Raw genomic sequence first — 20,296 nt, 5'->3', positions numbered from 1 at the left:
CGCAGGGTAAAACTGCGGGCATGAGTGCCGCCCCTTTTTTGACCCTGACATCAGATACACCTGAAACGACCACCGCCCTTGCAGAAGCAATTGCACAGCGATTGCGGGCCGGGGACGTATTGCTTTTGACCGGACCGATCGGGGCCGGTAAGACGCATTTCGCCCGTGCGCTGATCCAGTCCCGCATGGCCGCGTCAGGGCAAATCGAAGACGTCCCGTCGCCAACTTTCACGCTGGTGCAAACCTACGAACTGGACCCTGATGAGCTGTGGCACGCCGATCTTTATCGACTGACAGACCCGACCGAGGTGATCGAACTGGGTCTGGAAGAGGCTTTTGAGACAGCAATCTGCCTTGTCGAATGGCCTGACCGATTGGGAGAACTGGCACCAGATACAGCCCTGTCGCTGACCTTTAGGCCGGACCCGAAAACCGACAGTCGGGTATTGGAGTTTGCCGCCAAAGGCCCAGATTGGCCGGACCGGCTTTCTGACTTGGGGGGCACCGCGTGATGACCGACCGCGCAACTTTGGCCGATGCCTTCCTGAAGGACGCCGGGTGGGGCACCGCCCTAAAACGTCCCTTGGCAGGGGACGCTTCTAACCGGCGATACGACCGGCTGACCCACCCAGATTTTGGGCCAGCCGTTCTTATGGACGCACCGCCAGAGAAGGGCGAAGATGTGCGGCCCTTCACCCGGATTGCCCGGCTTTTGTTGGAACAGGGCTTTAGCGCGCCCGAAATCTACGCCGAAGACACCGACAACGGGTTCCTGTTGCTCGAAGACCTTGGCGATGACCTTTACGCCCGCGTTCTGGCGGATCAACCGGCTTTGGAGCCTCTGCTCTACGAAGCTGCCGTTGACCTGCTGGCAGAGCTTCATCAATCCCCGGCCCCAGAAGATCTGCCCGCCTATGACAGCGCAATGATGGCCCCCTTGGCCGATCTGGCTGTCGAGTGGTACGCACCGACTGCGGGGACCAAAACCGCCCTGTCCGAAGTTCTTGCGCCGCTATTGGATCAATATGCACCCGGTGGATCGGCACTGGTCATGCGCGACTATCACGCCGAGAACCTTCTTTGGTTACCCGATCGAGATGGGCTTGCCCGGGTCGGGCTGCTGGACTTTCAGGACGCGATGCGTGGTCACCCCGGATATGACCTTGTGTCCTTTTTGCAAGATGCCCGCAGGGACGTTGACCCGACGCTGCGCGACCAGATGTTGGACCGTTACATTGACCGAACCGGGGTCGAAGGCCCCGCGTTCCGCGCCGCTTGTGCGGTGCTAAGCGCCCAGCGAAACTTACGGATCTTCGGGGTATTCGCCCGCCTTTGCCTGCGCGACAGCAAGGCGCATTACGTCGACTTCCTGCCGCGGGTCTGGGCTCATTTGATGACCGATCTGTCTCACCCGGCCCTAGCACCGCTTGCCAAAACTGTCGCGAAACTGCTGCCCGAACCCACCCCTGAAATCCAAGCCGACTTGAAAGCCCGATGCGCCAGTCTCCAGACGCGATAATGCTGTTCGCGGCCGGGTTTGGCACGCGGATGAAGCCACTGACTCTGTCGCGGCCCAAGCCCTTGATCAAGGTCGCGGGGAAAGCCCTGCTGGACCACGCGCTGGATCAGGTGGATGCCGCTGGTATGGGTCGCATCGTCGTAAACAGCCACTATCTGTCCGACCAGATTGCCAATCATCTGGCCCCACGCCCAGACATCGCGATCTCAGACGAACAGCCCGATATCTTGGATACCGGGGGCGGATTGCGCAAGGCGCTGCCTTTGCTTGAAGCGGGGCCCGTGCTGACCATGAACACCGACGCCGTCTGGACCGGCGCTAATGCCATCGACCAGCTGCGCGCCGCGTGGAACCCTGACCTGATGGACGCGCTTTTGCTGTTGGTGCCCACCGAAAACGCGATTGGCCACACAGGGAGCGGCGACTTTGTGCCCGATGACAAGGGGCGGCTGACCCGAGGACCCGGGCTGGTCTATTCCGGCGTGCAGATCGTCAAGACGGACGGTCTTGCCGCGATTGAAGAGGACAGCTTCTCTCTCAATTTACTGTGGAACAAGATGATTGCCGAAGGACGGCTTTATGGCACCGCGCATACTGGCGGCTGGTGCGACGTGGGGCATCCGGGTGGCATAAAGCTGGCTGAAACCATGCTGGCCGAGGTGCGCGATGTTTAAGGAAAGCGGCCCCCGCGTTTTCGGCGTCGCACCGGGCGTCGACTTTCCCAAAGCGCTGATCGCAGGGCTGGAGGAACGGCTGACAAGCACCCCGCCACAGGACTGGGCAAGGGTCGAGGTCTTCGTGAACACCCGCCGCATGGCGCGCCGCCTGACTGATCTTCTGGCCGAGGGCCCCGCCCGCATCCTGCCGCGTATCCGGCTGATCACCGATCTGGCAACGGACCCGACCCTGACAGACTTGCCCAAAGCGGTCTCTCCACTACAGCGACGGCTGGAACTGACACAGCTGGTTGCTGACCTGATCGAACGACAACCCGATCTGGCCCCACGCGCTGCCGCCTTTGATCTTGCTGACAGCCTTGCTGATCTGATGGACGAGATGCAGGGCGAAGGTGTCGACCCCGCCGCGCTGCACGCGCTGGATGTCAGCCACCTGTCCGCCCATTGGGCCCGCAGCCTTGCGTTCATCAATATTATCGAGCGTTACTTTGGCCCTCAGGCGATGACGGCGCCCGACAAAGAGGCGCGCCAACGACAGGTCGTCTCGGCACTGATTGAACGTTGGAAGATCGCCCCGCCAGACCATCCGATCCTGATCGCAGGTTCAACCGGGTCGCGCGGCACTACAGCGCTGTTGATGCAGGCTGTCGCACAGCTGCCGCAGGGGGCGCTGGTGCTGCCGGGATTCGACTTTGACCAACCCGCCCCGGTCTGGGCGAACCTGTCGAAACCTCCAGAGAAACGCAGTCTGGCCGCCGAAGATCACCCGCAGTTCCGTTTTGCCAAGCTGCTGCGCGACCTTGATCTGACCCATCAGGACGTCCCTCGTTGGGAAACCACCGAGGCCATCCCAAACCCGACCCGGAACAAGCTGATCTCTCTCTCGCTGCGTCCCGCGCCTGTGACCGACCAGTGGATGGTCGAAGGCGCAGAGTTGACCGACTTGCCCAAGGCTTGTGCGGAAATCACTCTGCTAGAGGCCGACAGCCCCCGGATGGAAGCGGGCGCGATTGCCCTGCGCCTGCGTAAAGCGGCTGAAGACGGACAAAAGGCGGCCCTGATCACACCGGATCGCGGTCTTGCCCGCATGGTCGGCGCAGCACTGGATCGCTGGAAGATCGAGCCTGACGATTCTGCCGGCACCCCGCTGCAACAAACCGCCCCGGGAAGGTTCCTGCGTCATGTGGCGGCTTTGTTTGGCGAGCGCCTGACCACCCTTATGCTGCTGACCTTGTTGAAACACCCCCTTTGCCACGCTGAAGAGGGGCGCAATCAGCACATGCTTTGGACGCGCGAGCTGGAACTTTACCTTCGTCGCAAGGGCTGTGCATTTCCCGACGGGGACATTCTTCGGCTTTGGGCGTCGACACATCAGAAAGACGACGGTCGACAGGCGTGGGCCGACTGGCTGGCAGGCAAGCTGGACGGTTTAGAGCAGATCGGGTCCCGTGACCTGTCTGACCATATCGCACAGCACCGGCAACTGACCGAAGCCTTGTCCGCAGGGCCGGGCGGGCAATGCACCAAGCTCTGGTCCAAGAACGAAGGCGAAAAGACACGTCAGGCCGTCGAAGACCTGGCCGAGCAAGCTGCATACGGTGGTGCGATGTCGCCCCGAGACTATGCTGACCTGTTCCGCGCGGTTCTGGCCCGGGACGAGGCGCGTGACCCCGTCGCCCCGCATCCCGACATCATGATCTGGGGGACACTTGAGGCGCGCGTTCAGGGTGCCGATCTGGTCATCCTTGGCGGGCTGAATGAGGGCAGCTGGCCCTCTGGCACCTCTCCTGATCCGTGGCTGAACCGAGAGATGCGCCAGACCCTTGGCCTGTTGCTGCCGGAACGCCAGATCGGGCTGTCGGCGCATGACTATCAGCAGGCGGTCACGGCGCCTCAGGTGGTCCTGTCCCGCGCCATCCGCGATGCCGAAGCGCAGACCGTGCCGTCACGGTGGCTGAACCGATTGGTGAACCTTCTGGGCGGGTTGCCGGATCAGGGCGGCAGGGATGCTTTGGATCAGATGAAAGCGCGCGGGACACAGTGGCTCGACTGGGCCGCGCTTGTGGATCGGCCCGAACATAAGGTTGATCCGGCACCACGGCCTGCGCCACGACCCCCGGAAACGGCGCGCCCAAGCAGCCTTTCGGTTACCCGCATTCAAACCCTGATCCGCGACCCCTATGCGATTTACGCCCGGTATATACTTGGCCTAAAACCTTTGGACCCATTGCACCCACAACCGGACGCGGCGCTGCGCGGAACGATCCTGCACAAGGTGATGGAAGAGTTTCTGAAGCAGAACCCTGACCCGAGTGACCCGGATGCGATCCACCGACTGCTAGACACCGCAGATCAGGTCTTTGCCGAGCACGCCCCATGGCCTGCCAACCGTCGGATCTGGCGCGCCCGTCTGGCCCGAGTGGCCGAAGGTTTCATGGCTGACGAGGTCGCCCGCCAGACCCTTGGCCATTGGATCGCGCTCGAACGCGGTGGCCGTCTGAACCTGCCCAGCGGTTTCACCCTGACGGCCGAGGCCGACCGGATCGATCAGACCGACGAGGGTCGTTTAGTGATATATGATTACAAAACCGGCAAGCCGCCTTCAGCCAAACAGGTCGAGACCTATGACAAGCAGCTTTTGCTAGAGGCGATCATGGCAGAAGCTGGCGCGTTCCACGATCTGGGTGCGGGCCCTGTTGATCACGCGGCCTATATCGGGCTTGGCGCCTCTGCCGGTGAACAACGCGTTGAAACGCCTGCCGATCTTCTGACCCAGACCCGCGACGATCTGATCAAACTGATCGCGGCCTATGCCCAGCCCGATCAGGGCTATCTTGCGCGTCGTAGCCTTGAGAAACGCGAAGACGTCACCGATTACGACCACCTCTCGCGCTATGGCGAGTGGAACGAGGGCGATGCCGCCCCCGAACAGGAGGTCGGGAAATGATCCGCGACGATGCCACACAGGCGCAGGTGACCGCTGCACGCCCCGATGCCTCGACCTGGCTGTCGGCAAACGCGGGATCGGGCAAGACACGGGTGCTGACCGACCGGGTGGCGCGACTGTTGCTGGATGAAACCCCACCACAGCGCATCCTGTGTCTGACCTATACCAAGGCCGCCGCGTCCGAGATGCAGAACCGCCTGTTCGAACGTCTTGGCGAATGGGCGATGATGCCCGACAACAAGTTGCGCAAGGCACTGGACGAACTTGGCATTGAACGGGCGGTTGATGACGAGACCCTGCGCCGTGCCCGCCGCCTGTTCGCCCGCGCGATCGAGACGCCGGGCGGATTGAAGATCCAGACCATCCACTCTTTCTGCGCGGCCCTTCTGCGCCGCTTCCCACTAGAGGCGGGCGTGTCGCCGCAGTTTGTCGAAATGGACGACCGCTCGGCCCGCCGCCTGCGCGAAGAGGTGTTAGAGACCCTGGCTGATCAGGAAAACCCGGAAACCTTCGACGGGCTGGTCCGCTATGCCTCGGGCGATGATCTGTCGGGGCTGATCAGCGAGATCACCAAACATCGGGCCGAGTTTTCCTCGCAGGCGGATGCCGCCATGATTTGGGATCGCTTCGGCCTGCCCGCAGGGTTTGACGAAAACGATCTGCTGGCGAAAGTGTATTTGGGTGGCGAAACCGAACTGATCCGTTATCTTTGCGCCGGGCTTGAACAGGGCAGCTCTACCGACGCGAAAGCCGCCGCCAAGCTGCAAGCATTTCAGGGACCCACGCGGGACATGCTGCCACTGCTGGAAGGGGTCTTCCTGTTTGGTGCCAAGTCCAAGGCCCCCTTTGGGGCGAAGGTCGACAGCTTCCCGACCAAGGCAACGCGAGACGCCCTTGCCGACCTGATGCCCCGCCTGAACGCGCTGATGCTGCGGGTCGAGGATGCCCGCGCACAACGTCTGGCCCTTGCCGCCGCAGAGCGCACCCATGCCCTGCACCGGTTCGCGCAGGACTTCCTGCCGGAATACGAACACCGCAAACAGCTGCGTGGTTGGCTGGACTTTGACGACCTGATCCTGAAATCCCGCGACTTGCTGACCGATCCCGGTGTCGCCCAGTGGGTTCTATTCCGTCTGGACGGCGGCCTTGACCACATCCTTGTGGACGAGGCGCAGGACACCAGCCCCTTGCAGTGGCAGGTCATCGACCTTCTGGCGCAGGAATTCACTAGCGGCATTGGGGCGCGGGACGACACGCAGCGCACAATCTTCGTGGTGGGGGACAAGAAGCAGTCGATCTATTCCTTCCAGGGTGCAGATCCGGACGGGTTCGACCGGATGAAGGACCATTTCGGCACCAAGCTGCTCCAAGTGGATCAGACCCTTGCCGACCGGCAGCTTGAATACTCTTTCCGGTCCGCCGCGCCGATCCTGCAGCTGGTGGATGAAACCTTCACAAACGCTTCTGGCATGGGGGACACCGTCCACCACAAGGCGTTCCAGTCCGAAATGCCCGGCCGCGTCGACCTGTGGCCTGCCATCGCCAAGACCGACAAGCCGGAAAAACCGGACTGGACCGACCCGGTTGATATCCTGTCACCCGAACACCACGCGGTTCAGCTGGCAGAAACCGTGGCCGCAGAGATCGCGGCAATGCTGGACAGCGACCAGACGCTATGGACGCAGAAAGGTCGCCGCAAAATCTCTGCTGGTGACGTGCTGATCCTTGTCCAGCGCCGTTCTGACCTGTTTCACGAGATCATTCGCGCCTGCAAAGCCGCCAAGCTGCCCATCGCCGGTGCCGACCGCCTGAAAATCGGCGGAGAGCTGGCAGTGCGCGACCTGACAGCGCTGCTGGCCTTTCTGTCACTGCCAGAGGATTCACTATCGCTGGCCTCGGTCCTGAAATCGCCGCTGTTCAATTGGGATGAGGCGCGGCTTTACGATCTGGCGGCGGGCCGTACGCAGAAACACCTGTGGCCCTGCCTGCGCGATGGTTCGGATGAGGCCACTAAAGAGGTTCTGTTCGACCTGCTCGCCCATGCCGATTTCCTGCGCCCCTTCGATCTGCTGGAACGCATCCTGACCCGTCATAAGGGCCGGGAAAAGCTGATCGCGCGACTGGGGCCAGAAGCCGAAGACGGGATCGACGCGCTGCTGTCGCAGGCGCTGACCTATGAACAGGCCGAAGTGCCCAGCCTGACCGGCTTTCTTGGTTGGCTGGAAACGGACGAGGTCGAGATCAAGCGCGAGCAGGGCTCTGCGGGGGACCAGATCCGCGTGATGACGGTTCACGGGGCCAAGGGATTGGAGGCGCCGATCGTCATTCTGCCCGACACGGCGCGCCGCGACATCCGCATCCGCGAGAACATCTTTGTCGATGAAACCCCGATGTGGGCGCCAACCAGCGACGAAAGCCCGTCGCAAATCACGGCGCAGCGCGAAGCCGCGCGCGCTCGTCAGGAAGAAGAACGCCAGCGACTGCTGTATGTTGCAATGACGCGGGCCGAACAGTGGCTGATCGTTTGCGCCGCAGGAGAAACCGGGAAGGGCAACAGCTGGTACGACCAGATTGCCGCGGCCATGGCGCGCACAGAGACTGTGCCCCTGAACACCGATCTTGGTCCGGGGCTGCGGTTGGAATCCGGCGATTGGGGCAAAGAGGCAACCCTTGGACAAGCCCCGGAAAGCAGGGGCGAAACCACCCTGCCGGGCTGGGCGAAAGCCACTGCGACAAAATCTGGGGCAAGCAAATCCACCTTTTCACCCTCCGACCTTGGCGGCGCAAAGGCCATGCCCGGAGAGCACGCCGGATGGGACGAAGAGGCCTCGAAAGCCCGGGGATTGGCGTTGCATTTATTGTTGGAACACCTGCCGAACTATCCACGGGAGCGGTGGGAAGAGATTGCGGATCACCTTCTGCCTGATCCCGGTGAACTGGCCTATTCCGCTGATATCGAACCCGTTTTTGACGAGGCCATGCGGGTTTTGTCGAACCCCGACTTGGCACAGGTCTTTGCGGACACCACGCTTGCCGAAGTCCCCCTAACAGCCCCGGTCCCAGGGTTCGACCGGCCATTCTATGGCATCATTGATCGCCTGATCCCAAGTGACGGCCGCATCCTTGCCGTCGACTTCAAATCGAACCTTTTGGTGCCCACCAAACCAGAAGACACACCCGAAGGCGTATTGCGCCAACTTGGGGCCTATGAGGCCATGCTGTCGGCCATCTATCCGGGCCTTACGGTTGAAACCGCCGTCCTTTGGACCCGCACTGCGACCTTAATGCCCATCCCCCGCGCCCTGATCACCGAAGCGTTAGCGCGCGCGGCCCTTGACGGGGATGCAGGGGGTTCTTAGGTTCCCAGTCCAACGCAGCCTTTAGGAGAGCATCAATGGCAACTGTCGCTGTAACCGACGCCACATTTGACGCCGAAGTCCGCCAGTCGGACATCCCCGTCGTCGTAGATTTTTGGGCCGAATGGTGTGGCCCGTGCCGTCAGATCGGCCCGGCTCTGGAAGAGCTGTCGGCAGAGCTGGATGGCAAGGTGAAAATCGTCAAAGTCAACGTTGACGAAAACCCGAACTCGCCCGCGCAACTGGGTGTTCGTGGTATCCCGGCTCTGTTCATGTTCAAAGGCGGCGACGTCGTTTCGAACAAAACCGGCGCAGCTCCCAAGGCGGTACTGCAAAGCTGGATCGAAGAAGCCATCTAAGGCAGCTTCGATATTCTGATTGAAAGGGCGCTTTAAGGCGCCCTTTTTATTTGGAGAACCGCGCTGCGATCTCGATATGCGGGGACCAGCGGAACTGATCGACGACCTGCACCCAGTCAAGCGTATAGCCCGCACCGACCAACACCTTGGCATCCCGCGCGAAGGTGACCGGGTTGCAGGACACCGCCGCAATCACCGGCACATCCGAACGCGCGATCTCTCGGAATTGCGCCTCGGCCCCAGCACGAGGCGGGTCGATGCAGATCGCGTCGAACGCATCCAGTTCATCGGGCATCATGGGTCGGCGAAACAGGTCACGCGTTTCGGTTTTCACCCGCTTCAGCCCTTGGGCCCGCCGCCAGCCCTGATCCAGCGCTGTCATCATGTCCGCGTCGCCCTCGACCGCGACGACCTCTGCTGTTTTCGCCAAGGGCAAGGAAAAGGTCCCACTGCCCGCGAATAGGTCAACGACCTGAGCGGCATTGCCGACGGCTTCGCGCACGGCATCGGTCAACGCCTGCTGCCCTTCTGCCGTGGCTTGCAGGAAAGCACCTGCAGGCGGGACCACATCAGCCATGCCAAAGCGTTGGCGCGGGGGCCGGCGGGTGACGACAACCTCTTCCTCCCACGTCAGGCGAGCAAGGTCATGGGTCTGCGCAATCTCGACCAGCGGCAGGAACATGGACTTGTCCATCGGCTTCACACCGCGCGCGGCCACATCGACACCATCCTGCGACAGGGACACGGTAAAGCTGGCTTCACCCTTTCGGCTGGCACCGGCCATGGTCAGCTGCTCTAACGCCGGGATCGCCGCCATCAGGTCGGGATGCAGCAAGGTGCAGCTTGGGATCGGGATGATCGTGTCCGAGGCCCGGGCATGAAACCCAACCAAGGCCCCCTTTTTCGTTCTGCGCGCGGACAGAACCGCGCGACGACGGGACTTTGGCGGCGAGGTCAGGATCGGGCGCATCGGCGCCGTTAGCCCCTGAGCGTCCAATGCGGTCTGGACGACCCCGACCTTCCAAGCGGCGACAAAGTCATCACTGGCATGTTGCAGCGCGCAGCCACCGCAGCTTTTAAAATGAGAACAGGGCGGGCGCACCCGGGCATCCGAGGGCGTAACGATCCGCCCCTCGCGCAGCTTGTCGCCGTCCAGCACGCCTTCAACCTCTTCCCCCGGCAGGGAAAGCGGCACATATACCGGCCCTTCGGCGATCCCATCGCCGTGGTGCCCCAGTCGTTGAATTGTCACCTTGGTCATAGGCGCGGCATAACCGCTTCTGTCCATCAGGGGAAGAGTCAGTCCAACGTCCGGGCCAGAGCGAACACACAGCTTTCGGGCGACAGGATCGTCCCTTCGCGCTGGTTTCTGTCGCCTTACTCGGCCGCCTCTGTCTGGATGAAACCACCAGATTGGCGCGCCCAGAACCGGGCATAAAGTCCACCCTTGGCAAGAAGCGCGTCATGCGAGCCTTCTTCGACGATCTGACCATCTTCCATCACGATGATCCGGTCCATGGCCGAGATCGTGGACAGCCGGTGCGCGATGGCCAGAACGGTCTTGCCCTCCATCAGCTTGGACAGGCTGTCCTGAATGGCGGCCTCGACCTCGGAATCCAGCGCGCTGGTGGCTTCGTCCAGCACTAGGATCGGCGCGTCCTTCAGAAAGGCGCGGGCCAGGGCGATCCGCTGGCGCTGACCACCAGACAGTTTCACACCCTGTTCACCCAGATGCGCCTGATAGCCCGCGCGATCCTTGTGGTCCTTAAGCCCCAGAATGAACTCATGCGCCTCGGCGCGGCGGGCGGCGTCGATCATCTGGTCTTCACTGGCTTCGGGGTTGCCATAGATGATGTTGTCGCGGGCCGAGCGATTGAACATCGCCGTTTCCTGCGTGACCATCGCGATCTGGCGGCGCAGGCTTTCTTGCGTCACGTCGCGCAGGTCCGTGCCATCGATGGAAACGGTTCCGGCCTCTGTATCGTAAAGTCGCAGCAGCAGTGACACCAAGGTCGACTTGCCCGCGCCAGAGGCCCCGACGATGCCCAGCTTCTCGCCCGGGTGGATCGTCAGATTGATCCCGTTCACCCCGCCAACCTGCCGCCCATAGGCGAAACTGACGTTATCGAAATGGATTTCGCCTTTTGAAACCACCAGCTCTTTCGCGTTCTCGGCATCGGTCAGGTCATAGGGGGAAGTCAGGGTCCGCATGCCGTCTTCGACCTCACCAATGTTGGAATAGACCCCCATCAAGGCAAAGCTAAGCCAGCCAGTCATCTGCGAGATACGGATCGCAATCGCGCCGGCCGCGACGACATCGCCAGGGGTGGCAGACCCGCGCGACCACAGGATCAGCGACGCACCCACCAGCAGCACCGGGATCAACCCCGCCACAAATGTCAGGGTCAGCCGGAAGGTCGCGGCGACCTTGCCATGGGCAACAGCGGCATGGCGGAAAGTGTCCATCGCGGCCAGTGCCTCTTGGTCCTCAAACTCTGAGGTGGCGAAGAGTTTCACGGTTTTAGAGTTGGTGATCGTATCCACGACCTGACCCGTCACCATCGCCCGCGCCCCGGCCTGTGCCTTGGACCGCGAACGGATGCGCGGCATGAACCAGCGGATCATGTTCAGGTAACCCGCCAACCAGATCGCGAGGATCAGCGCGACCCAGAAATCGATCGCCAGCAACAACAGAACCGATCCCACGAAAGACGACACCGCAAAGGTCACGACCGAGATCATCTCGTTCGTGACTTGGGTCGTCGCCCGCGCGGTTTGCATCTGTTTCTGCGCCAGACGTCCCGCAAAGTCGTTTTCAAAGAAGGTGATCGATTGCCCAAGGGTCCAGCGATACAGCCGCGACAGGATCAACGGGGTGATATTGGGACGGATCAGGATCTCGTTCATCGTGGCGGCGGCGGCAAAGACCAAGGGCCGAAACACAAGAAAGAACAGAACGAACGCAGCAAGGATTGGACCATTTGTGGCCCAAAAACCTTCGACCCCGGTTTCCAATGCCAAATCGACGACGCGGCCCAGGATCAGCGCAGTGACCACATCCATCGTGCCCACCGCCATCGACAAGATCACCGCCCCGCCCAGCCATGGCCATGCCCCGGACAGGCACCAGCGCATGAAAGCCAGCAAGGATTGCGGCGGTGGACCCTCTGCCGGACGGAAGGCGTCGATCAGGTTCTCAATCTTCATGCGCTAAGGATATAGCGTTGAGGGCTCACAGGAAAACCATAAGCGCAGACATTGCCAAGGCCGCCGCCATCACGGTGGTAAAGATCCGCCAAGCGCGTGGAGTGGTCAAAAGATAGGTCAGAAGGGAGCCGGCAAAGCTCCAGAAAAGGCAGACGATCAGGTTGAGGCCTGAAAAGGCACTGCCAAGGCGTAAGGCTTCGCCCCAAGGTTCCAACCCGATGCCATAACCAGAGGCCGCCGCGACGGCCACGGCCCAGACCTTGGCATTGACCCATTGGAACAGAACCGCCTGCCAAAAGGTAAAAGGCTTGTCGCCGGCCTTCATTTGCCCGCCACGAGATTGCAGCAGTTTCCAAGCCATCCAAACGATCCAAGCCGCTGCGATCAGTTTCAACGCAATTGTCAGCACTGGCAGCGCCAAGATCAGCGCACCGACCCCCAGACCGGTCAGCCCAGCTGTCACTCCGACGCCCACGACAACGCCGGCCACATGAGGCAAGGTCGCGCGAAAACCGAACCGCGCGCCCGAGGCTGTTAGCAGGATCACGTTAGGACCGGGCGTGAATAATCCAAGGAATACAAAGATGTAGAGCGGGTCGATGGTCATGAAATTAGCCCAGAAGGTCTGACTTTGTCAGCGTCATGCCCGATTCCAACCAGCGTGTCTCCAGCTCTTTCAACTTCGCGCCCAGCGCCGCGCCAGTAACGTCCGGCATCAGGTCTGCGGATTTGACGGGGAAGGTTGCTTTTGCACCTTTGGCAACGGCGTCTTGCCACCCCTCAGCAGGGGGCGTTCCCATCAGCGCAGCGCGCAGAAGGACCACGTCGGTGGCTTGATCCTTCAGGCGATAACCCAGTTCCATATTGGCCTCGGTGCCGCCAATCCCGTCGCGCAGTGCCTGTAAGCGCCGTTGGTTTTCTCTGCTCAGGCGCAAACGGTCCGTCTGGTTTTCGCCGCCGATCAGTGCCAATCGGCGAACCGGGTCCGGGGCGATTTTGAAAAGCCCTTCCAGATGCACCAGAACAGCCAGCGCCGTCGCATCGGCCCCCGGCAAAACCTGTGCCAGAATACCGGCCTGCTGCATCGACGCGACAGAAGGTGCAGGATCGGGTGCGCCCAGAAGCTTCAGCATCTCGGTACCTATGCGTTCCTTCGAAAGGGTCTCGATCCCTTCAAGGTTCGCAGCGCAGGCAGCCAAACCATCGGGATCAATCCCTACCGAGGCGTCGCCGTACCACGCATGAAACCGGAAGAAGCGCAAAATACGCAGGTAGTCTTCGCGAATGCGGTTCTCGGCCGTCCCGATAAAGCGGAAACGGCGGTCGGCAAGGTCGCTTAGGCCGCCCACCGGGTCGATCACCTGACCATCGGGGCGCGCATATAGGGCGTTCATGGTGAAGTCGCGACGGTGCGCATCTTCTTCGATCGTGTCGGCATAGGCGATCACGGCGCGGCGACCGTCGGTTTCGACGTCCCGGCGGAAAGTCGTGATCTCATAGGGTTCGTGATTGGCCACGACTGTGATTGTGCCGTGGTCGATACCGGTCGGGACCGCCTTTAGCCCGGCTGCCTTGGCCAGTTCCATCACCCGTTCGGGCCGCGCATCGGTCGAGATATCAAGATCGCTGACCGGCACACCCAACAGGGCATTGCGCACGCAACCCCCGACGAACAGGGCCTGATGCCCGGCATCGGTCAGTATCGCGCAGACCTTTTGCGTGACGGGATCAGTCAGCCAGTCCTCGGTAACCTTGGTCACGCCTGCATCCTTTCGGCCAGCCCACGCAGGATGCGTGCGGTGGCACCCCAGATGTAATAGGGGCCATAGGGGACGGTGTAATAGCGCCGCCGGCGACCCTGCCAACGACGGTATTCAACCTGAAACCGAGCGGGGTTGGTCACATGGGTCAGGGGGACGGTAAAGACTTCTTCCACCTCGCCAGCCTCGGGCAGGGGGTCAAACCTTTCCCGGATCAAACCAACAATCGGGGTCACGGTAAAGCTGGTCACCGTCTCGTGGGTCGGCAAAGTGCCGATAATATCCACGATTTCAGTGGGCAATCCGACCTCTTCCTGCGCTTCGCGCAAGGCAGTCGCGGCCAGATTAGCATCACCTTCGTCTTGTTTGCCCCCGGGAAAGGCAATTTGGCCGGGGTGGTGTTTCAGCCGCGATGACCGTTTGGTCAGCAACACGCTGCCATCCATCGTCACGCCAACAAGAACCGCCGCCGGACGCAGTTTGCGCCCCTCGGGCAGAACCACATCCGGGTTCAGATCAAAGTCAGACGAGACGCCACCCGTTACAGACAGCGCCCGGTTCAACTGATCCCTTATGTCACTCTTCACCATCCGATTTGGCCTCGAAACCCACTGTCTTCGGGTCCAGATCGTAATGCGCTCCGCAGAATTGGCAATCGGCGGTAACGCGGTCATCCTCGGTCGTCATCTTCTCGATGTCCTTGGCCGAATAGATCGACAGGGTCTGGCGAACCTTATCTTCGGAACAGGTGCAGCCAAATTTTACGATCTGCGGGTCAAAGACGCGGGGGGCCTCTTCATGGAACAGGCGCACCAGCAGTTCGGTGGGTTGGACGGTGGGGCCGATCAGCTCCATATCTTCAACCGAATCCAACAGGATGTTGGCGCGGTTCCAGTTATCCTCATCATCGCCATCCAGAATGTCGGTCGGCTCTAGCAACCCGCCTTCACCAGACCCCTCTTCGCTGGCCGCGAAAGGGGACGCCTTTGGCATGGACTGCAGCATAACGCCACCGGCGCGCCAGGATTCGGGCTGGCCCGGAAGGGTGGATCGCCCGAAAGACAGCGAGAACCGTGTAGGCAGCTGCTCGGATTGCGCGAAATAGGATTCGGCACAGGCAGACAGTGAGCCGCCCGCGATTGGGGTGATCCCCTGATAGGGTTGCGTGCCTTTGCCCTGATCGATCAGGATCGCAAAGAAGCCATCACCAATCTGACTAAAGGGATCTGCGCTTTCATCCAGTCGCTCGCCGTCATAGCTGGCATAGGCGCGGATCTGCGCCTGCTGCCCGGTTGCCTTCGGGCCGAAATAATCTGTTGCGATCAAGCGCGCAGGACCACGGCCGCGGATTTGCAGCGACAGCTTCCAACGCAGGTCAATCGTCTGCCCAATCAATGCGGTCAGCATGGCGGCTTCGGCCACCAGCGCCTCGATCACCGGGGGATAGTCATGCTGTGCCAGCACTTGGTCCAACACGCCGTCAAGGCGCGCGACCCGACCGCGAATGTCGCTCCGGTCAAGCTGAAAGGGCAGGACGGTGTCGTCCCAGGCGATTTGAGATCCGATATTCATGGGGTTTCCTTACGCGTCTCGCGTTGGCATACCGCGGCTATATAGGCGCAGCAACCAGCAGAACCAAGGGGCATAGGTATGCGACGATTTGGGGAACCGGTGAAATCCGGTCAGAAATACATCTTGCGACCGGGGGTCTATGCTGTTCTGCCCCGCGAAGGGTCGATGCTGGTAACCCACCAGATGCACCCCTACACAGAGGTTCAGTTGCCCGGCGGCGGCATTGACCCCGGAGAGTCGCCCCTACAGGCGCTGCACCGCGAAGTGCTAGAGGAAACCGGCTGGCGCATTGCCCCGCGTCGCCGCCTTGGCGCTTTCCGTCGGTTCACCTTCATGCCGGAATATGAAATCTGGGCCGAGAAACTGTGCCATATCTATCTTGCACAGCCTGTCCGTAAACTTGCCGACCCGACAGAGCCTTTTCACACCGCGCTTTGGATGCCCAGCGAGGATGCGGTTGAAGAACTGGGGAACGCAGGCGACCGACATTTCGCGGCCAGCTGGCTGAACGGCTAAGCTATTCGGGGCCGTTGTATTCCATCATCAACGCCGAAACATCGTCCTCGAACTTGCTTGCGGGTACAAAGCGTCGAAGCTCCTCGACCAAAGATGAAAGAAAGGCGTGGCCATCTTTGCACAGGTGTTGGCGCACGAGGTTCATTAATCCCTCTTCGCCCAGCATGTGACCCTGACGATCCACCGCTTCGACAAAGCCATCTGAATAGAACAAAAGCCGTTCTCCGCGCTGCATTTGCAGATCGATGGCTTCGAATTCCAACCCTGACAGCAAACCAATCGGTGGCCCGCCGTCGCCAACAAAACTCATCGAGCCATCCGCACGGATCAACAGGGGGTGAGGGTGGCCTGCTTGCACAAGGTGCACATCACCCCGCATCAGGTCGATGGTGCCATAGGCAAGCGTGAAATATTCTTCGACACCCACGTCATGCATCAGGCGTTCGTTCAACCGATGCGCCACCTCTTCCGGCGGCAACAGCGAATATAGTTCTTCAGGGCTGCGCGCGAGCGCCAAATTGTTTTCCGGATAATTTCCACTGAGATAGCCCGCAAGCCGCGCGGTCATCATGGCCGAGGTCACCCCGTGGCCGGACACATCCAGACCGTAGAATCCAACCCGGTTGGTGCCGGGCGAGAACGCCCCGATCAGATCGCCACCGACATGTCCGCAGGGCTCTAGCAGCATCGATACCCGCGTTGGACCAAAGTTAAGTTCTGTCTGGGGGACCAGCGCCTCTTGGATCTTGCGGGCTTGGGCCAGATCCCGGTCGATCGCATCGTAAAGCGTTTGCAGTTCCGACAGGGTTTCGGCAAGGATCGCGTTCTTGGACTGAAGCTCTTTCTCCATCCGTAGAACACGTTCGCCGGCCTGCAGGCGCGCCCGCAATTCACTTGAATTTACGGGTTTGGTTAGAAATTCGTCCGCGCCGACCTCTAGCCCATTGACCATTTCGTTGACTTCCGACTTCGAGGTCAAAAGCATGAAATAGCCATAGCTGTCACGATCCAAAGCCCGGAACAGGCGGCAGAATTCGACGCCGTCCATCTCGGGCATGACCCAGTCGCTGATCACGATATCGACCGGGGTGTTGCGACAGATATCCAATGCTTCGTGGCCCGAGGCGGCCTCGATCACATTGTATCCCCATTTGGCCAGCAGGGCATGCAGGATGCGGCGCTGCATGCGGCTGTCATCCACCAGCAAAACGGTGCCTTGGCCGGACGCAACATGGGAAGGTTCAAAACCTTCCCGGACGGACTCCAATATGACTTGTCCCAAAAATCACCTGCAATAATCCCAATTCCGAATTGCTAGGCCGATTGAGTTAACCAACAGTAAAGATTTAGGGTCGCTTTGCTTGGATTTGTCTCAATCAGGGCTTTGGTAGCGCCTTGGTCTGAAACAATTTTACCTTCAAACCACCGTGCGGGATCGGAGGCCCGGGGGGCAAGAACGGAAGGCCAGTTGCACGGGCCAACGCTGGCTCGGTGGTCACGATGCCCACGCGCCAACCCCCAAAATGCTCTTTCAGGGTCTTCCCAAGACTGCCGTATAGCGCGAACAATAGCTTCTTGTTGCCAATCCGCGCGCCATAAGGCGGGTTCACGATCACAAGGCCCGGCGGGCCTTCGGGCGGGGTCAAATCGGCGACGGCTTGCTGTTGGAACTTGGCAAACTCTGAAACACCGGCCCGTTCTGCGTTGGCTTGCGACATTTCGATCGCCCCGGCGTTACGGTCAAAACCGTAAAAAACCGATTTCGGCTGACAGGGGGCGACGTCTTCCTTCATCGCCTGCCAGGTCTCAGCGTCAAAGGAGCCGAATTGCTCGAACGCAAAGTGGCGATGACGCCCGGCGGGCAGGCCTGCGGCAATTTCCGCAGCCTCGATCACGAAAGTACCCGACCCACACATCGGGTCCAGCACCGGTTCCTCGCCGGAGTACCCGCAATCGCGCAGGAACAACGAAGCGAGGGTTTCGCGCATTGGCGCCTTGCCAACGCCACCCTTGTGTCCACGCTTGTGCAGGCTCTCGCCAGAGCTATCGAGGCTGATGGTGCACAAATTATCGTCGATCCGAACCTTGACGCAGATCGGAGCATCTTCGGACAGGTTTGCGCCAAAGCTTTCGGTCAGAGCTCGTTCAATCCTCTGACGTGCAGCCCCGGCGTGATAAATCTTGGACTTACGCGTTGTGACCTCTACCCTAAGAGGAACATCGGGCCGCAGGTGATCGGCCCATGGGAACTTGCGCGCGCGTTTATCCAGCTGCGCAAGATGGAACGCCCGAAAGGAACCGATGCGCACAAGAACACGCGTGGCGCCCCGCAGCCAAAGATTAGCGCGCCAAACGTCAGGCCAGGTTCCCTGAAATTGAACGCCACCGGGCACCACTTTCGCGTCCGCGAACCCCAATCCCTTTGCTTCGTTGCAAAGCACGGTTTCAAGGCCGGGGGTGGCAATCAGGAAGATCTCAAGGCGGTTGGCGTCAGTCATTCCGACTGATTACGCGCTATTCGCTCAGTCGGCGAGCGGTTTTTACGAGATTTTCAGTTATGAAAACCTTTTCTTAAGACCCGCGACAGTACCTATTTGAAATTAACAGGAGAAAGCTCGCCCAAATGATCGACTGGAATCGCGTAGATGAATTGCGGGAAGAAGTCGGGGAAGAGGCGTTTGAAGAAGTGGTCGCGCTGTTCCTTGAAGAGGTTGATGAGACTGTTGCTGGTATCTCTGCAATTTCCGATGCCGCGCAGGTTCGGGACGTCCTTCATTTTCTTAAAGGGTCAGCCCTGAACCTTGGGTTCCAGTCCTTGGCCGACTACTGCCGTGACGGGGAAAGCAAAGTCGATCAGGGCAAAACCGTCGAACTTACCTTGGTAATCGATCGTTACAGAGATTCGCGGCGAGCTTTTTTGGCCGAACTATCCAAACGTACAGACGCCTGACTCCAAAGCATCAGAGATCCGCTCAAACCGGTAGATAGACCGCGAATTCTCGGCGATTTGCCGCTGAATTGGGGCGAAAACTGGGCGAATTGTGCCGATGCGCTTCAGTTTGGCAGAGTTTGGTCGAATTTGGGCCGCCAAGACCTGCTATCAAGACCGAGAAGAAGTGGCTATTTAGCCGCTTGAAGGCTTTTGGAGTTCACGATGAATACTTTTGGAAAAACGGTATCGGCACTTGCAATCAGCACGCTTGCCCTTGGGGCGGCAGCGACGACCACGATCATGATCACAACCGACGCAGCCTACGCCAAAGGCGGTAACGGTGGCGGCAACGGTGGTGGTAATGGCGGCGGCAATGGAAATGGCAATTCCGGCGGTAAAGGGAGCGAAAAAAGCAGCTCTAACGGAAATGGCAACAAGGGCGGCAATTCGTCGAACACCAACAAAGGCGGCGGCAACGGCAAGCTGTTTGGAATCTTCTCGGTAGGCAAGAAGAACGAGCCGAAAGCAAAGGCAGGACCCAAAGCTACAACCGCAGCGGCTAACACAAACGCGGCGAAGACCAACCCGGCGTCCTCCAAAAAAGCGGCGCGTGCAGCAACTGGCCTGCGCCCGAACCAGCTGGGCAGCATGAATGGCGCGCTGATGGCCAATATCAACGCGGTTCTGGCCCATATTCGTAACGGCAACACCAACGGCCCGGTTGGCGCGATGGCTGCTTTGGTCGCGGCGGATTATGCTTGGGCAGAATTAGGTCTGGAAGGGACACCCGCAGAACTGCTTGCTCTGCAGGCACAATTTGACCTGCTGAGTGCGGAACTTGCAGGCGATGTGCCCGCAATTCCGGTCTATGCAACGATTCAAGAGTACTATGCAGCGTTGGGTGACCTACCGGTCGCAGAAATTGAGAGTCTTCTGGACGCCGAAGGAAACCCCCTAGAGAATGTAGTAGCTCTTGATGGAACTGTTACAGTCGACAATGAAGCCGCGCTGGCAGCTGCACTTTCCGCCGCAGGATACGCAGACCTGACCGACTATAAGACCAGTGTGGCTGGTACTGGTGCGGAGCGTGATGCAGAGCTTGACGCAGCCATCGCAGCACTTGGCGGCAGCACCGATACCCGTACTGACATCACCGCGGTTGCACCAACCGAAGAACAGGTCGCTGCCGCTGAAGGTGTGGTTGCGTCCGAAGGCGGTATCGTCAGCGCATGGAACAAGGCAACGGTCGAAGACGAAGCAGCGCTGCTTGATGGCCTTCGCACACGCTTTACCACTGAGGAAGAGCAGGCCGCGATCGCCGCAGCAATTGCAGAGGCCGAGGCTGCCGCCGCAGCGGCAGCAGCCGAAGCCGAAACTGCTGAGGTTACTGAAGCGGAAGCCGAAGGATCCGAAGGCGAAGAGGTCATTCTGGTTCAATAAATCGTCCATTT

17 protein-coding genes are annotated in these 20,296 nt (G+C 60.4%); 9 read left to right on the top strand and 8 right to left on the bottom strand.

Going from position 1 to position 20,296, the window contains the following annotated elements:
- The first annotated feature begins 20 nt into the window (after positions 1-20).
- The 6 genes from tsaE to trxA are packed head-to-tail and all read left to right on the top strand — an operon-like array spanning position 21 to position 8,858.
- Positions 21-512 (top strand): tRNA (adenosine(37)-N6)-threonylcarbamoyltransferase complex ATPase subunit type 1 TsaE, encoded by a 492-nt coding sequence (gene tsaE, locus CLM58_RS02460; RefSeq protein WP_095594313.1) that lies wholly within the window; start codon positions 21-23, stop codon positions 510-512.
- Entirely contained in the window at positions 512-1,519 is a 1,008-nt protein-coding gene (locus CLM58_RS02455; protein WP_095594312.1) for an aminoglycoside phosphotransferase family protein, read from the top strand. The genes tsaE and CLM58_RS02455 overlap by 1 nt, the downstream gene beginning before the upstream one ends.
- Positions 1,495-2,193: a nucleotidyltransferase family protein gene (locus CLM58_RS02450; RefSeq protein ID WP_095594311.1), complete on the top strand. Its 699-nt coding sequence runs from the start codon at positions 1,495-1,497 to the stop codon at positions 2,191-2,193. Before CLM58_RS02455 ends, CLM58_RS02450 begins: the two co-directional genes overlap by 25 nt.
- Complete coding sequence (gene addB, locus CLM58_RS02445) at positions 2,186-5,143, top strand: double-strand break repair protein AddB (RefSeq protein ID WP_095594310.1); 2,958 nt, start codon at positions 2,186-2,188, stop codon at positions 5,141-5,143. Before CLM58_RS02450 ends, addB begins: the two co-directional genes overlap by 8 nt.
- Positions 5,140-8,502, top strand: coding sequence for a double-strand break repair helicase AddA (addA, locus tag CLM58_RS02440; RefSeq protein ID WP_095594309.1), 3,363 nt, complete (start codon positions 5,140-5,142; stop codon positions 8,500-8,502). Before addB ends, addA begins: the two co-directional genes overlap by 4 nt.
- A gap of 35 nt (positions 8,503-8,537) precedes the next feature.
- Positions 8,538-8,858: a thioredoxin gene (gene trxA / locus CLM58_RS02435; protein WP_095594308.1), complete on the top strand. Its 321-nt coding sequence runs from the start codon at positions 8,538-8,540 to the stop codon at positions 8,856-8,858.
- A gap of 46 nt (positions 8,859-8,904) precedes the next feature.
- On the opposite strand, the gene CLM58_RS02430 is transcribed toward trxA, so the two are convergent.
- The 6 genes from CLM58_RS02430 to hslO all read right to left on the bottom strand — a co-directional run bounded on the left by CLM58_RS02430 (position 8,905) and on the right by hslO (position 15,397).
- Complete coding sequence (locus tag CLM58_RS02430; RefSeq protein WP_233132961.1) at positions 8,905-10,146, bottom strand: class I SAM-dependent RNA methyltransferase; 1,242 nt, start codon at positions 10,144-10,146, stop codon at positions 8,905-8,907.
- Between the two features lie 89 nt (positions 10,147-10,235).
- Complete coding sequence (locus tag CLM58_RS02425) at positions 10,236-12,065, bottom strand: ABC transporter ATP-binding protein (RefSeq protein WP_095594306.1); 1,830 nt, start codon at positions 12,063-12,065, stop codon at positions 10,236-10,238.
- Positions 12,066-12,090: 25 nt separating this feature from the next.
- Positions 12,091-12,672 carry a LysE family translocator gene (locus CLM58_RS02420; RefSeq protein WP_095594305.1) on the bottom strand — a complete coding sequence of 194 codons (582 nt, stop codon included), beginning with the start codon at positions 12,670-12,672 and terminating at the stop codon, positions 12,091-12,093.
- Positions 12,673-12,676: 4 nt separating this feature from the next.
- Positions 12,677-13,825 carry a CCA tRNA nucleotidyltransferase gene (locus CLM58_RS02415; RefSeq protein WP_095594304.1) on the bottom strand — a complete coding sequence of 383 codons (1,149 nt, stop codon included), beginning with the start codon at positions 13,823-13,825 and terminating at the stop codon, positions 12,677-12,679.
- Positions 13,822-14,415: a CoA pyrophosphatase gene (locus tag CLM58_RS02410; RefSeq protein ID WP_188720510.1), complete on the bottom strand. Its 594-nt coding sequence runs from the start codon at positions 14,413-14,415 to the stop codon at positions 13,822-13,824. The genes CLM58_RS02415 and CLM58_RS02410 overlap by 4 nt, the downstream gene beginning before the upstream one ends.
- Complete coding sequence (gene hslO / locus CLM58_RS02405; RefSeq protein WP_095594303.1) at positions 14,402-15,397, bottom strand: Hsp33 family molecular chaperone HslO; 996 nt, start codon at positions 15,395-15,397, stop codon at positions 14,402-14,404. The genes CLM58_RS02410 and hslO overlap by 14 nt, the downstream gene beginning before the upstream one ends.
- A 78-nt stretch (positions 15,398-15,475) precedes the next feature.
- Between hslO and CLM58_RS02400 the strand changes: the two genes are divergently transcribed.
- Positions 15,476-15,913, top strand: a complete 438-nt coding sequence (locus CLM58_RS02400; protein WP_095594302.1) for an NUDIX hydrolase — start codon at positions 15,476-15,478, stop codon at positions 15,911-15,913.
- Position 15,914: 1 nt separating this feature from the next.
- On the opposite strand, the gene CLM58_RS02395 is transcribed toward CLM58_RS02400, so the two are convergent.
- Together CLM58_RS02395 and CLM58_RS02390 are read right to left on the bottom strand one after the other, a co-directional pair.
- Positions 15,915-17,180, bottom strand: a complete 1,266-nt coding sequence (locus tag CLM58_RS02395; RefSeq protein WP_268236433.1) for a PP2C family protein-serine/threonine phosphatase — start codon at positions 17,178-17,180, stop codon at positions 15,915-15,917.
- Positions 17,181-17,289: 109 nt separating this feature from the next.
- Positions 17,290-18,411, bottom strand: coding sequence for a THUMP domain-containing class I SAM-dependent RNA methyltransferase (locus CLM58_RS02390; protein WP_095594301.1), 1,122 nt, complete (start codon positions 18,409-18,411; stop codon positions 17,290-17,292).
- 125 nt (positions 18,412-18,536) lie between these two features.
- Between CLM58_RS02390 and CLM58_RS02385 the strand changes: the two genes are divergently transcribed.
- Positions 18,537-18,863 (top strand): Hpt domain-containing protein, encoded by a 327-nt coding sequence (locus CLM58_RS02385; protein WP_095594300.1) that lies wholly within the window; start codon positions 18,537-18,539, stop codon positions 18,861-18,863.
- 204 nt (positions 18,864-19,067) lie between these two features.
- The gene (locus CLM58_RS02380; protein WP_095594299.1) at positions 19,068-20,285 is read left to right on the top strand and encodes a hypothetical protein; all 1,218 of its coding nucleotides are present in this window, start codon (positions 19,068-19,070) and stop codon (positions 20,283-20,285) included.
- Positions 20,286-20,296 lie beyond the last annotated feature (11 nt).

The organism is Actibacterium pelagium (assembly GCF_002285415.1).
In the GTDB taxonomy this organism is placed as follows: Bacteria; Pseudomonadota; Alphaproteobacteria; order Rhodobacterales; family Rhodobacteraceae; genus Actibacterium_B; species Actibacterium_B pelagium.
Note: the sequence above shows the minus strand (reverse complement) of the source record. Positions and strands in the feature narration are given on the sequence as shown.

What these genes read in the sequence shown, in the direction of transcription:
- tsaE (WP_095594313.1), top strand. Translation starts at nt 21, where the DNA reads ATGAGTGCCGCCCCTTTTTTGACCCTGACATCAGATACACCTGAAACG.
- CLM58_RS02455 (WP_095594312.1), top strand. Translation starts at nt 512, where the DNA reads ATGACCGACCGCGCAACTTTGGCCGATGCCTTCCTGAAGGACGCCGGG.
- CLM58_RS02450 (WP_095594311.1), top strand. Translation starts at nt 1,495, where the DNA reads ATGCGCCAGTCTCCAGACGCGATAATGCTGTTCGCGGCCGGGTTTGGC.
- addB (WP_095594310.1), top strand. Translation starts at nt 2,186, where the DNA reads ATGTTTAAGGAAAGCGGCCCCCGCGTTTTCGGCGTCGCACCGGGCGTC.
- addA (WP_095594309.1), top strand. Translation starts at nt 5,140, where the DNA reads ATGATCCGCGACGATGCCACACAGGCGCAGGTGACCGCTGCACGCCCC.
- trxA (WP_095594308.1), top strand. Translation starts at nt 8,538, where the DNA reads ATGGCAACTGTCGCTGTAACCGACGCCACATTTGACGCCGAAGTCCGC.
- CLM58_RS02430 (WP_233132961.1), bottom strand. Translation starts at nt 10,146, where the DNA reads ATGGACAGAAGCGGTTATGCCGCGCCTATGACCAAGGTGACAATTCAA.
- CLM58_RS02425 (WP_095594306.1), bottom strand. Translation starts at nt 12,065, where the DNA reads ATGAAGATTGAGAACCTGATCGACGCCTTCCGTCCGGCAGAGGGTCCA.
- CLM58_RS02420 (WP_095594305.1), bottom strand. Translation starts at nt 12,672, where the DNA reads ATGACCATCGACCCGCTCTACATCTTTGTATTCCTTGGATTATTCACG.
- CLM58_RS02410 (WP_188720510.1), bottom strand. Translation starts at nt 14,415, where the DNA reads ATGGTGAAGAGTGACATAAGGGATCAGTTGAACCGGGCGCTGTCTGTA.
- hslO (WP_095594303.1), bottom strand. Translation starts at nt 15,397, where the DNA reads ATGAATATCGGATCTCAAATCGCCTGGGACGACACCGTCCTGCCCTTT.
- CLM58_RS02400 (WP_095594302.1), top strand. Translation starts at nt 15,476, where the DNA reads ATGCGACGATTTGGGGAACCGGTGAAATCCGGTCAGAAATACATCTTG.
- CLM58_RS02390 (WP_095594301.1), bottom strand. Translation starts at nt 18,411, where the DNA reads ATGACTGACGCCAACCGCCTTGAGATCTTCCTGATTGCCACCCCCGGC.
- CLM58_RS02385 (WP_095594300.1), top strand. Translation starts at nt 18,537, where the DNA reads ATGATCGACTGGAATCGCGTAGATGAATTGCGGGAAGAAGTCGGGGAA.
- CLM58_RS02380 (WP_095594299.1), top strand. Translation starts at nt 19,068, where the DNA reads ATGAATACTTTTGGAAAAACGGTATCGGCACTTGCAATCAGCACGCTT.